At 67.8% G+C, this 11,909-nt stretch carries 12 protein-coding genes; 11 read left to right on the top strand and 1 reads right to left on the bottom strand.

Annotated elements, in window-relative coordinates; all coding sequences use genetic code 11:
- Positions 1-149: 149 nt before the first annotated feature.
- From pstC to ACFDSW_RS11050, 9 genes are all read left to right on the top strand, one after another.
- Complete coding sequence (gene pstC / locus ACFDSW_RS11090) at positions 150-1,526, top strand: phosphate ABC transporter permease subunit PstC (RefSeq protein ID WP_375250354.1); 1,377 nt, start codon at positions 150-152, stop codon at positions 1,524-1,526.
- Entirely contained in the window at positions 1,519-2,781 is a 1,263-nt protein-coding gene (gene pstA, locus ACFDSW_RS11085; protein WP_375250353.1) for a phosphate ABC transporter permease PstA, read from the top strand. Before pstC ends, pstA begins: the two co-directional genes overlap by 8 nt.
- Complete coding sequence (pstB, locus tag ACFDSW_RS11080) at positions 2,781-3,548, top strand: phosphate ABC transporter ATP-binding protein PstB (protein ID WP_375250352.1); 768 nt, start codon at positions 2,781-2,783, stop codon at positions 3,546-3,548. The genes pstA and pstB overlap by 1 nt, the downstream gene beginning before the upstream one ends.
- A 22-nt stretch (positions 3,549-3,570) precedes the next feature.
- A complete protein-coding gene (gene phoU / locus ACFDSW_RS11075) occupies positions 3,571-4,257 on the top strand; it encodes a phosphate signaling complex protein PhoU (protein WP_375250351.1) in 687 nt (228 codons plus the stop codon).
- Positions 4,257-4,949 carry a phosphate regulon transcriptional regulator PhoB gene (gene phoB / locus ACFDSW_RS11070; protein ID WP_375250350.1) on the top strand — a complete coding sequence of 231 codons (693 nt, stop codon included), beginning with the start codon at positions 4,257-4,259 and terminating at the stop codon, positions 4,947-4,949. Before phoU ends, phoB begins: the two co-directional genes overlap by 1 nt.
- A 152-nt stretch (positions 4,950-5,101) precedes the next feature.
- On the top strand, positions 5,102-5,593 hold the full coding sequence (locus ACFDSW_RS11065) for a hypothetical protein (RefSeq protein WP_375250349.1): 492 nt from the start codon (positions 5,102-5,104) through the stop codon (positions 5,591-5,593).
- A gap of 99 nt (positions 5,594-5,692) precedes the next feature.
- On the top strand, positions 5,693-6,592 hold the full coding sequence (locus tag ACFDSW_RS11060) for an SDR family NAD(P)-dependent oxidoreductase (protein ID WP_375250348.1): 900 nt from the start codon (positions 5,693-5,695) through the stop codon (positions 6,590-6,592).
- Positions 6,593-6,708: 116 nt separating this feature from the next.
- A complete protein-coding gene (locus tag ACFDSW_RS11055) occupies positions 6,709-7,776 on the top strand; it encodes a hypothetical protein (RefSeq protein ID WP_375250355.1) in 1,068 nt (355 codons plus the stop codon).
- 95 nt (positions 7,777-7,871) lie between these two features.
- The gene (locus tag ACFDSW_RS11050; RefSeq protein ID WP_375250347.1) at positions 7,872-8,447 is read left to right on the top strand and encodes a YkgJ family cysteine cluster protein; all 576 of its coding nucleotides are present in this window, start codon (positions 7,872-7,874) and stop codon (positions 8,445-8,447) included.
- Between the two features lie 2 nt (positions 8,448-8,449).
- On the opposite strand, the gene ACFDSW_RS11045 is transcribed toward ACFDSW_RS11050, so the two are convergent.
- Positions 8,450-9,250, bottom strand: a complete 801-nt coding sequence (locus ACFDSW_RS11045) for a SirB1 family protein (protein ID WP_375250346.1) — start codon at positions 9,248-9,250, stop codon at positions 8,450-8,452.
- A 93-nt stretch (positions 9,251-9,343) separates the two neighbouring features.
- Between ACFDSW_RS11045 and ACFDSW_RS11040 the strand changes: the two genes are divergently transcribed.
- Positions 9,344-10,693 (top strand): chloride channel protein, encoded by a 1,350-nt coding sequence (locus ACFDSW_RS11040; RefSeq protein ID WP_375250345.1) that lies wholly within the window; start codon positions 9,344-9,346, stop codon positions 10,691-10,693.
- Positions 10,690-11,909 (top strand): MFS transporter (locus tag ACFDSW_RS11035; RefSeq protein WP_375250344.1); only part of this gene is annotated, 1,220 nt, incomplete at its 3' end. The genes ACFDSW_RS11040 and ACFDSW_RS11035, both read left to right, overlap by 4 nt.

Raw genomic sequence — 11,909 nt, 5'->3', positions numbered from 1 at the left:
CGCCAGTTCCTGCGCCAATATGCGCAGACCTGGGGCCGCGACGGGCCGCTGGTCAAGCGCGGCTTGATCGCTGCACCGGCGGCGGTGCAACGGCGATCGGCGGCGATCATCGCCAAGGAAATCCCGCTCGACCCACGGGAGCTGCGCTGATGTCGTCGCTCGCGCTAATGTTCGTCATCGTCGCGCTGTCGCTGATCGGCTGGATCACCGCCCGCGCCCGCGCGCATCGGTTTCGCGCGGCGACGACGCGGCGGTTCAGCTCGCTGCCACAGCATCACGGCTGGTATGTCGCGATGTGCACGCTGCTACCGCCGGTGATTTTCCTCGCGATATGGCATTTCACCGCGCCGGCGCTGGTGACCGAAGCGGTGCTGAAAGTGCCCGCCGCCGCGTCATTGCCGCCGCCCGGCTTTGACCGCGCCGCAGTCCTGTCGGAGGCGCGACACCTGGCGGAGGGAAGCAGCTACGGCGCGTTCCACCCGCTGTCCGAGGTGCTGGCGCCCGCCTATGCCGCGGCGCAATCGCGGTACGACTGGATCGCCACCGCGGTCGCGCTGCTGCTGGCGTTCGCTGGCGGGGCGCTGGCGTTCCTGCGGGTCCGCCCGGCCTTCTCGGCGCGGACGCAGGTGGAACGTGTCGTGATGGGATTGCTGCTCGCGGCGTCGCTGATCGCGATCCTGACGACGATCGGGATCGTTGCCAGCCTGTTGTTCGAAAGCGCGCGCTTCTTCCGTATCGTACCGATCACCGACTTCCTGTTCGGTACGCACTGGAGCCCGCAGGTGATCGACAACCGCGATCCGGGCGCCAGCCTGGGGGCGGTGCCGCTGTTCTGGGGCACATTCTTCATCGGCGCGGTGATCGCGATGGCGGTCGCTATCCCGCTCGGTTTGATGAGCGCGATCTATCTGACGCAATATGCCCGCCACACCACGCGCCGCTGGATGAAGCCGCTGCTGGAGGTGCTCGCCGGCGTACCGACTGTCGTCTATGGCTATTTCGCGGCGTTGACGGTCGCGCCGGCGGTGCGCGATCTGGGGGTGGCGATCGGCTTCCGCTGGGCGAGTTCGGAAAGCGCGCTGGCGGCCGGGGTCGTGATGGGGGTGATGATCATCCCGTTCGTTTCCTCGATGGCGGACGATTCGCTGACGGCGGTGCCCAATGCGATGCGGGACGGCAGCCTGGCGATGGGCGCGACGCCATCGGAAACGATCAGGAAGGTGCTGGTGCCCGCCGCCCTGCCCGGCGTGGTCGGCGGCGTGCTGCTCGCGGTGAGCCGCGCGATCGGCGAGACGATGATCGTCGTCATGGCGGCCTCGGGCGTCGCCACGCTGACGCTCAATCCCTTTGCCAGCACCACCACGGTGACGAAGCAGATCGTCGATCTGCTGACCGGCGAGGCGGAATTCGATTCGGCCAAGACGCTCGCCGCCTTCGCACTGGGGCTGACGCTGTTCGTCATCACGCTGTTGCTCAACATCATCGCGCTGATCGTGGTGCGCCGCTACCGGGAAGCCTATGACTGACGCGCGCACGCCAGAACGGCCAACCGATTGGTCCTCCGCGGCGATGCAGCGGCGGATTCGGCAGCGCTATGGCGCGGAGCAACGCTTCCGGCTGCTCGGGCTGGGCGCGGTGTTCCTGTCGGCGGCCTTCCTCATCTTCCTGCTGGCCACGATGATCGCGCAGGGCGCGGGCGGCTTCTTCGAGACGCGCGTGGCGCTGCCGATCGACCTGCGCGCCGCGAACATCGACGTGGCGCCCGCGCGACTGGCGGGTGCGCGCGCCGATCTCGCGCTGGCGGGGGCCGGGCTGGAAGGCGCGGTGGACAGCGCCGCCAATGCCGCTTTCCCCGCACAGGGCGGCGCGGCCCTGCTGTCGGACGGCGCGTGGCTGACGGTGCGGGACGCCGTGAAGCGCGATCCCTCGCTGCTGCACCGGCGCGCCACGATCGACGTCCCCGTCGCGACCGATATCGACGTCGCGGCGAAGGGTGACGGCACGCCGGAAACGGAGGCGATCGTGCGCGCGTTGCAACCACGCCTGTCGAAGGGGCTGAACAGGAGCTTCTTCACCGGCGCGGATGCGACCGATCCCACCCGGGCGGGCATCTGGGGCGCGCTGAAGGGGTCGCTGTTCACGATGCTGGTGACGCTCGGGCTGGCGTTTCCGATCGGCGTGCTGTCCGCGCTGTATCTGGAGGAATATGCGCCGCGAAACCGCTGGACCGATTTGATCGAGGTATCGATCAACAATCTGGCGGCGGTGCCCTCGATCATTTTCGGCCTGCTGGGGCTCGCGGTGTTCCTCAACACCTTTCACATGCCCCGGTCAGCGGCGGTGGTCGGCGGGCTGACGCTGGCGTTGATGACGATGCCGGTGATCGTGATCGCGGGCCGCAACGCCATCCGGGGCGTGCCACCGTCGATCCGCGATGCGGCACGCGGGCTGGGCGCCTCCCCGATCCAGGTGGTGTTCCATCACGTCCTGCCGCTGGCGATGCCGGGCATCCTGACCGGCACGATCATCGGCATGGCGCGCGCGCTCGGCGAAACCGCGCCGCTGCTGATGATCGGCATGCGCGCCTTCATCGCCGCCCCGCCCGACCGGCTGACCGATCCCGCCACCGCGCTGCCGGTGCAGATCTTCCTGTGGTCCGACGAGGTGGCGACCGGCTTCGTCGAGAAGACCTCCGCCGCGATCATCGTGCTGCTGTTCTTCCTGCTGGCGATGAACGGCATCGCGATCTACCTCCGCAACCGCTTCGAGACCCGCTGGTAATGAGCAACTCCCCCCCCAAGATGACCGCCGAACGGGTCAACGTCTTCTACGGTGAGAAGCAGGCGATCCGCGACGTCTCGATCGACGTATGGCAACAGGACGTCACCGCCTTCATCGGCCCGTCGGGATGCGGCAAGTCGACATTCCTGCGCACGCTGAACCGCATGAACGACACGATCGCCACCGCGCGCGTCGACGGTGAGATCCGGCTGGACGGCGAGGATATCTATGCCAAGGCGATGGACGTGGTGCAGCTTCGCGCGCGCGTCGGGATGGTGTTCCAGAAACCGAACCCCTTCCCCAAATCGATCTTCGAGAATGTCGCCTACGGCCCCCGTATCCACGGACTGGCGCGGTCGAAGGCGGATCTGGCGCAGATCGTCGAACGCTCGCTGACGCGCGCCGGGCTGTGGAACGAGGTGAAGGACCGGCTGCACGATTCGGGCACGGCGCTGTCGGGGGGCCAGCAACAGCGCTTGTGCATCGCGCGCGCGATCGCGGTCGATCCCGAAGTGATCCTGATGGACGAACCGTGCAGCGCGCTGGACCCCATCGCCACCGCGCGGATCGAGGAACTGATCCACGAATTGCGCGGCCGCTACGCGATCGTGATCGTCACCCACAACATGCAGCAGGCGGCGCGCGTCAGCCAGCGCACCGCCTTCTTCCATCTCGGCCAGCTGGTCGAATATGGCGATACGTCCGACATCTTCACCAACCCGCGCGAGGAACGGACGAAAGATTATATAACCGGACGTTACGGCTGATCCGGCGGAGGGAATGACGGCGATGGCGAACAGCCAGGAACATACCGTAAAGGCGTTCGATCAGGACATCGGCCAGTTGCGCGGGCTGATCTCGCAAATGGGCGGGCTGGCGGAGCGGGCGATCGCGCAGTCGATGGTGGCGCTGCAGCGCGGCGACACCGACTTCGCGAACGATATCCGGCTGGACGACAAGAAGATCGACGTGCTGGAAACCGAGGTGGAGCGCACCGCCGTGCGCATCATCGCGCTGCGCGCGCCGATGGCGGACGACCTGCGCGAGGTGGTCGCCGCGCTGAAGATCGCGGGCGTGGTCGAACGGATCGGCGATTATGCCAAGAACATCGCCAAGCGCGTGCCGCAGATCGAAAGCGAGCATCGCATCGAGCCGGTGTCGATGCTGCCGGCGATGGCGCGGATGGCCGCGGAAATGGTCCGTGACGTGCTCGACGCCTTTGCCGCGCGCGATCCCGAGGCCGCGGTGGGCGTGTGCGAGCGCGACGACGCGCTCGACGATTTCTATGACAGCATCTTCCGCACGCTGGTGACCTATATGGTCGAGAATCCGAAGACGATCAGCCAGTGCGCGCATCTGCTGTTCATTGCCAAGAACCTCGAACGAATCGGGGATCACGCGACCAATGTCGCGGAGATGGTATATTTTGCCGCGACGGGAACGCGGCTGGTCGAACGGGAAAGGGGAACCGACTAATGGCCAAGGCCCGCATGCTGCTGGTGGAGGATGACTCCAGCTTGGCCGAATTGCTCGTGTGGCATTTCACCCGCGAACATTTCGATGTGCAGCACACGATCGACGGCGAGGAAGCCTTGCTGATGGCGAAGGAGACCCCGCCCGACATCGTGCTGCTCGACTGGATGGTCGAAGGCATTTCCGGGATCGAGGTCTGCCGCCGCCTGCGTCGCGCGCCCGAGACGCAGAATGTGCCGATCATCATGCTGACCGCGCGCGGCGAGGAGGAAGATCGCGTGCGCGGACTGGAAACCGGCGCGGACGATTATGTCACCAAGCCGTTTTCCCCGCGTGAACTGGTGGCGCGTGTCGGCGCGGTGCTGCGGCGCGTCCGCCCGGCGCTGGCGGGTGAGCAACTCACCTATGCCGATCTGGAAATGGATACCGTCGGACACAAGGTGCGCCGCGGCGGCGAGGTGGTCGCGCTGGGGCCGACCGAGTTCCGCCTGCTCAAGCATTTCCTCGAACACCCGGGCCATGTCTTCTCGCGCGAGCGGCTGCTCGACAGCGTCTGGGGGCATGACAGCGATATCGAGAGCCGCACCGTTGACGTCCATATCCGCCGGCTGCGCAAGGCGATCAATGAAGGCGGCCGCCCCGACATCATCCGCACGGTTCGCTCCGCCGGTTATGCGCTCGACACCGGGCATTGAGCGCACAGACAACAAATTTCGAGAGATTCCCGTCACCTGTAATTTGCCAGCCGCAACATTGCAGGGGGGCGGGAGCCTTTCTCCTTCCCGGAACGTTGGGCCGACTGCGTAACGATAACGCACTCTGACCGAACTACGGCAGGAGAGATAGAATGAAGATAATGCTTCTTGCGGCGGTTGCTGCCCTCGCGCTCCCGACAATGGCGACGGCGCAGGACGCCGGGCAAACCATGCCCCCGGCCGCCACCGACACGATGACTCCCCAGACCGATCCGGCCGCGCCGCCGGCCACCGACATGGGAACGCAGACCGGCACGCCTGATACCACCAGCGGCACGATGCCCCAGCAGCAGCCGCAGCCGATGCCCCCGCAGAGCACCGGCGATGCGACCATGGCATCGCCGACCCCGGCCGGGAACGGCACGATGACGGCGGGCGGCTATGAGCCGTCGACGCCGGCGATGTCCGGCACGCCCGCTCCGGGGGCGACCGTCCGTTTCCAGCCGGCGCCCTCACCATCGCAGGCCTTCCCGCCGCCCGCGCCGAAGGAGAGCTACCCGATCTGCAAGAAGGGTCAGTATGACGGCTGCATGCAGGCCAGCGATGCGCACGGTTCGCGAAGCAAGAAGCGGTCGCGCCGTTAAGCCGCCCCTCGCAGGCGGACTTTAGCGAACGGGCATTGCGCCTGTTCGAACGGTAGGTATGGAAGGCGCTTCATCCAAACAGGAGGGAGCGCCTTTTCCATGTCCATTCGTTTCGACGACAGGGTTGCCATCGTCACCGGCGCCGGCGGCGGATTGGGGCGCCAATATGCGCTGGAGCTTGCCCGGCGTGGCGCGAAGGTGGTGGTCAACGATCTGGGTGGCGACCGCACCGGCCAGGGCACATCAGACGCCGCGCGCAAGGTGGTCGAGGAGATCGAGGCGGCCGGCGGCAGCGCGATGGCGAACGGCGGCAGCGTCACCGAATATGACCAGATGGTCGAGATGGTCGCGAAGGCCAAGGAAAAGTGGGGCGGCGTCCATATCCTGATCAACAATGCCGGCGTGCTGCGCGACAAGACGTTCGCCAAGATGGAGCCCGCGGATTTCGCCTTCGTGGTGAACGTCCACCTGCTGGGATCGGCCAATGCCACCAAGGCGTGCTGGGAGACCTTTCGCGAGCAGAATTACGGCCGGATCCTGATGACGGCATCCTCGACCGGGCTGTTCGGCAATTTCGGCCAGGCAAATTATGGCGCCGCGAAGCTGGGTCTCGCCGGGCTGACCAAGACGTTGTATCTTGAGGGCGCGAAGAACAACATCAAGGTCAACACGATCGCGCCGGTCGCCGGCACCCGGATGACCGAGGATCTGTTCCCCGAGCAGCTGTTTCAGGCATTCGCACCGGAAAAGGTCGTCCCCGCCGCACTGTATCTCGTCAGCGAGGATGCGCCGTCGAACCAGATCGTCGGCGCCGGCGCCGGCGTGTTCCAGGCCAGTTACGTGACGCTGACGCAAGGCAAGCTGTTGACCGGCGACGATCTGTCCCCGGAGGGCGTCGCCGCGCATTGGGCGGAGATCACCGATCGCACCGATGAGATCGTTCCTGAATCCGGGGCCGTGCAATCGATGCTGATCGGCAAGAAACTCCAGGGCGGCTGACCGCCGCCTGGCGGCGCGGCGATCGAAGGAGCGCCGCGCCGAGCGGTCATTGCGGGCATCCTTGCTTGTTGCCCGCCGCTGGCGCCACCGTTACGCTGGGTGATGCGGGGGATGCGATGTATAGCGAAAGCGACATAGATCAGGCGATCGAAGCCGGTGTGATGCCCGCCGCCGTCGCTACCGCGTTTCGCGATCATGTCGCGGCGCTACGCGCGACACCGGCGGTGGATGAGGAGCATTTCCGCTTCCTGACCGGCTTCAACGACATTTTCGTCACGATCGCGATCCTGCTGTTGCTGGTCGCGGCGGCGCAGATCGGCACCTTGATCAACGGCGCGATCGGCGCGCTGCTGGTCGCGTCGCTGTCCTGGGCGCTGGCATTGTATTTCACCGCCCGGCGCCGGATGGCCTTGCCCAGCATCGTGCTGCTGATCTCCTTCGTCGGCGGGGTCACGGCGACGATCGCCATCGCCCTGGCGACGCGCTGGCCGGCGACCGGCGATCAGCAACAGGCCGGCATGCTCACGCTCGCCTCCGCCGCGGGAGCGGTCGCGGCATGGGCGCATTGGCGCCGCTTCCAGGTGCCGATCACGCCCGCCGCCGGGGCAGCGGCGGTGGTCGCGCTGTCCACCGGGGTGCTGTTGTGGGCCGTCCCCGCCGCGCGATCCGCCACGTCGCTGTTCGTCCTGCTCGGGGGCGCAGCGGTCTTCGTCTACGCGATGCGCTGGGATCTTTCGGATCCCCGGCGAGAAACGCGACGTGCCGATGTCGCCTTCTCGCTCCATCTCCTTGCCGCGCCGCTGATCGCGCATCCGACCTTTCAGCTATTGGGGGTGTTCGGCGGCGATCTGGGATGGGGCCGGGCGCTGCTGGTGTTGCTGCTCTACATCGCTTTCGCGGCGATCGCGCTGATCGTCGATCGGCGGGCGCTGCTCGTATCGAGCCTCGCCTATGTCCTGTACGCCATGGCGTCGCTAATCCGCACCACGGGCGTGGTCGAGCTGTCGATCGGGCTGACCGCGCTGGTGATCGGGTCGGCGCTGCTGTCACTTTCCGCCTTCTGGCAACCGATCCGCTCCGCGCTGCTCGCCCGATTGGGGCCGGCGGCGGACAGGTTGCCGCCCGCCCGACAGCAACGCAGTGACATGGCACCGCCACCGGGCGACAGCGCGACGATCGCCTAGCGCCCATGATGGCGTTCCCGGCTGCCGTCCGGGCCAATGAACGACCATTGGCCCGGTGGTCGTCGGACGGGTAGCGGGCGTGTAGGAACGGGCGGATGATTCGCGACGCCGATGTCGAAACCATGTTGCTGGGGCCGGTCCTTCCCGGGCGGGAGTGCGGCGCCTGCACGATATGCTGCACCGTGCTGCGGGTCGACTCGCCCGATTTCAGGAAGCCCGAAGACACGCCGTGCCGGCATCTCGGCACGCAGGGCTGCACCATCCACGCGATCCGGCCCGATATCTGCCGCACGTGGTTCTGCGCGTGGCGCCGGGTGGCGGGGATGGCGGAGGAGGCCCGCCCCGATCGCTCCGGCCTGCTCGTTTCACTGAACTTCGAGCGCGCGCCGCGAAATTGCTTCGAGGCGGTGTCGTTGACCGTCCGGTTGCTGCCGGGCAGCGACGCGATCAGCAACGGCATCGCGGCGGCCGTGCTCGACGCACTGTGCGACGGGTTGGTGCCGGTGTGGTTCAGCGACGGCGAGGAGAAGATGCTGATGCATCCTGACCGCGAGGTGGCGGAAGCGGTGCTGTCGGGTGCGCCACCGCCCGCCGCGATCGCGCCGGAGGTGCAGGCCTGGCGCGATCACTATCGCCTGTTCGCACCGGCGGATCGACCGACCGCCGGGTGACCTCACTCCGTGGGAAGCTTCTCCAGCGCCTCTGTGACGCGGCGGCGCCAGGCCGCATCACGCGTGATTTCCAGCACCGCGCCCAGGCTGCCGCGCGCGGCGGCGACATCCGCGTCGACCAGTTGCAGCCGCGCCCTTTCCCACCAGACATGCGGATAGGTGGGCGCAACCACCGTCATGCGGGCATAGAGCGCGAGCGCGCGGCGCCCCTTCCCGGCCTGTTCGGCACGCGACGCCTGGTTCTGTAGCAAGCGGATCAGGATCGCGCGATTGGGCATCGCGGACACATGTGTCACCGGCTTGCGCTCCCCGACATGCGCCATCACCAGCGCCGCCAGCCGCTCCGCATCGACGCGCGCGCCGCCCGCGAAAGGATCGACGATCACCGGCGCCGCCTCGGCGCCGAGCAGCACCAGCACATGGCCCGGCACGTCGAGCACGTCGGCACTCCACCCCAGGCGGCGCGCCATCGCCACCCACAGGATCGACAGGCTGACCGGCAGGCCGCGCCGCCGATCGAGCACCGCGATCAGATCGGCGTTGGCGGGATCGTCATAGCTCGATTGATCGCCGACGAAGCCGAATTCCTCCCCCAGCACCGCTGCAAGGGCGTCGGCGCGCTCCAGCGCGGTATCGGCATCGGCACCGATGATATCCAGCCGGGTCTCGATCGCGTCGAGCATGTCGAAATACGGTTCAAGATCGACATCGCCATGATCCAGCCGCGCCAGCGTCAGCGCGGCCTCGTCGAGCGCGATATCTTCCTCGTCGATCAGGCCCAGGCGTTGCAGGTCTTCGTCCATCGCGCCAACATGGGGAGCCGGGCGGCGCATGGAAAGCGCCGTCGGTGCGGGTCGGGCTGGCGTTACGATGTCATCCGTGGAAAAGCCCGCCCCATGTCTGACACTCCCCTGCCACGCGGCGGCGCGCGTCGCTGGACACCGGCACGCTACCGGGCGCTGCTGCGCGCACAAGGACCGCGCTCGGTGCGGTTCCGCACGCGGCTGGCGATCCTGACCGGGGCGGTCGCGATCGGGCTGGCCGCGACGATCTTCGCCCGCGCGGCCGACGCCGCCGCCGAGGTGTTCGGCGGCTATGCGGCGCGCCATCCCTGGGCGCCGCTGGTGACGACCCCGTTGCTGTTCGCCGGGCTGGTGTGGCTGACACGGCGATACGTGCCGCTGGCACGCGGCTCGGGGATTCCGCAGGTGATCGCGGCACAGGCCGATCCCGAACGCGGCACCCGTTCGCTGGTGTCGATGCGCACCGTGATCGGAAAGGCGCTGCTGACCCTGGTGGCGGTGCTGGGCGGCGCATCGGTGGGGCGCGAAGGGCCGACGGTGCAGATCGCCGCGGCGGTGATGGGGCTGAGCCATCGGCTGCTGCGCGTGCCACTGCGCGGCGCGGTGCTGATCGCGGGCGGTGCGGCGGGCGTGGCGGCGGCCTTCAACACGCCGCTCGCGGGGTTGCTGTTCGCGATCGAGGAACTCGCCTCCGCCTATGAGCAGAAGGTGACGTTGCTGGTGATCGCCGCGATCGTGATCGCGGGCATGGTCGCGCAATCGGTACAGGGCGACTATGTCTATTTCGGCCTGATCGGCGCGCATATGCCGCTCGTCTCCGCGCTGGTGGCGGTGCCATTGGCCGGGGTGATCGGCGGCATCGTGGGTGGACTATTCTCTCGACTGGTCCTGACATTGGCGACGGGCACGCATCGCGTCACGCGCTGGACCAAGCGGCAGCCGATCTGGTTCGCCACGGCGTGCGGCGGCATCGTCGGCGCGCTGGGGGTCGCCACCGGCATGACATGGGGCACCGGCTATGGCGCGGCGCGCGCGATGATCGCCGGGGTGGATGCGCCCTTGTGGTTCGGCCCGGCGAAGTTCGTCGCGACGCTCGCCACCGCCGTCGCCGGCCTCCCCGGCGGCATTTTCGCGCCGTCGCTGGCGGTCGGCGCCGGGCTCGGTAACCTGCTCCACGCCTTGCTGCCCGGATCGCCCGCCTCGGCGATCGTGATCCTGGGCATGGTCGGTTATTTCGCCGGCGTGGTTCGTGCGCCGCTGACCGCGGTGATCATCCTTTCCGAAACGACGGTGAGCCGTGGCCTGATGCTGCCGATGTTCGCCACCGCCTTTATCGCCGACGGGATCAGCCAATTGGTCTGCCGCGAGAAACTGTACCATGGCCTGTCGCGAACCTTCGCGATGCCCGCGCGAGACGCGCCCGGCGCCAGCCCGCCCGCATGAGGACGGTGCTGTCCGATCGTCAGGCGGCATGGGCCTTCGCGGCGGGCAGCGCCGCCGTCACCGCGGGCGTGCTTGCCCACCTGCCGATGTTCGCGATGGCGCGGGCGATGCACTATCGGCTCGTCGGCATGCCGATGGACCCGCTGATGCTTGGCGGGATGGCGCTGATCGTACTGGGCACGCTGGTCGCAGCCTATGGCCTGTTGCCGCGCGACCTGGCGGTACAGCGCGCCGCCGCCGCCGATCTGATCGTCGCCGCACCGGAGGATGCGCCGCTTACCCCGGCGCATTGGCGACTGATGGCGGTGCTGGTCATCGCGCTGGTGATCGACGTGATGAAACCCGCGTCGCTCGGCTTTACCGTGCCCGGCATGATCGCCGAATATGGTGTGCCGAAACGAACGGTGTCGCTGGTGCCCTTCTTCGCGCTTGCCGGCACGGTGGCCGGGTCGGTGCTGTGGGGCTGGATCGCCGACATCTACGGCCGGAAGGCGTCGATCCTGCTGTCGGCGGTGATGTTCGTCGGCACCTCGATCTGCGGCGCAATGCCCAGCCTCGCCTGGAATATCGCGATGTGCTTCATGATGGGCGCGGCGGCAGGCGGCATGCTGCCGGTCACCTATGCGCTGCTGGCGGAGATGATGCCCAATCGCCACCGCGGCTGGAGCCTCGTGCTGGTCGGCGGACTGGGCGCGGTCGGTGGCTATTTCGCCGCGAGCGGGCTTTCGGCACTGTTGCAGCCAGTGTTCGGCTGGCGCATCCTGTGGCTGTCGAACCTGCCGACCGGGTTGACCCTGGTGTTGCTCGGCGCGTTCATCCCCGAATCCGCCAAGTTCCTGCTGTCGCGCGGGCGCGTCGCCGAGGCCGAGGCGGTGATGCGCCGCTTCGGCGCCACCGCGACGCGCCGGATGCCGGTTCCGGCGATCGCGATGCCCGCCCTGACACCGCTGCACGGTGCCGCTCTGTACGGCAAGCTAACCGCGTTGAGCCTGTGTGCGCTGTCATGGGGGCTGGTCAATTTCGGGCTGCTGCTGTGGCTCCCCGCCGATCTGGTGGCGAAGGGCTATTCGGTCGGCGTATCGAGCCGCCTGCTGGCGGAAAGCGCGCTGATCGCCTGCCCCACGGTGTTCGTCGCCGCGTGGCTGTACAGCCGCTGGAGCACCAAATGGGCGCTGGCGGTGATGATCGCGCTGACGCTAGCTGGGCTGGCGCTGGT

The organism is Sphingomonas sp. (genome assembly GCF_042091075.1).
Taxonomy (GTDB): Bacteria; Pseudomonadota; Alphaproteobacteria; order Sphingomonadales; family Sphingomonadaceae; genus Sphingomonas.
Note: the sequence above shows the minus strand (reverse complement) of the source record. Positions and strands in the feature narration are given on the sequence as shown.

Bases quoted from the DNA above. Each gene is read 5' to 3' on its own strand.
- ACFDSW_RS11045 (WP_375250346.1), bottom strand. From the start codon at position 9,250: ATGGACGAAGACCTGCAACGCCTGGGCCTGATCGACGAGGAAGATATC.
- ACFDSW_RS11055 (WP_375250355.1), top strand. From the start codon at position 6,709: ATGTATAGCGAAAGCGACATAGATCAGGCGATCGAAGCCGGTGTGATG.
- ACFDSW_RS11065 (WP_375250349.1), top strand. From the start codon at position 5,102: ATGAAGATAATGCTTCTTGCGGCGGTTGCTGCCCTCGCGCTCCCGACA.
- pstC (WP_375250354.1), top strand. From the start codon at position 150: ATGTCGTCGCTCGCGCTAATGTTCGTCATCGTCGCGCTGTCGCTGATC.
- phoB (WP_375250350.1), top strand. From the start codon at position 4,257: ATGGCCAAGGCCCGCATGCTGCTGGTGGAGGATGACTCCAGCTTGGCC.
- ACFDSW_RS11060 (WP_375250348.1), top strand. From the start codon at position 5,693: ATGTCCATTCGTTTCGACGACAGGGTTGCCATCGTCACCGGCGCCGGC.
- pstB (WP_375250352.1), top strand. From the start codon at position 2,781: ATGAGCAACTCCCCCCCCAAGATGACCGCCGAACGGGTCAACGTCTTC.
- ACFDSW_RS11050 (WP_375250347.1), top strand. From the start codon at position 7,872: ATGATTCGCGACGCCGATGTCGAAACCATGTTGCTGGGGCCGGTCCTT.
- phoU (WP_375250351.1), top strand. From the start codon at position 3,571: ATGGCGAACAGCCAGGAACATACCGTAAAGGCGTTCGATCAGGACATC.
- ACFDSW_RS11040 (WP_375250345.1), top strand. From the start codon at position 9,344: ATGTCTGACACTCCCCTGCCACGCGGCGGCGCGCGTCGCTGGACACCG.
- pstA (WP_375250353.1), top strand. From the start codon at position 1,519: ATGACTGACGCGCGCACGCCAGAACGGCCAACCGATTGGTCCTCCGCG.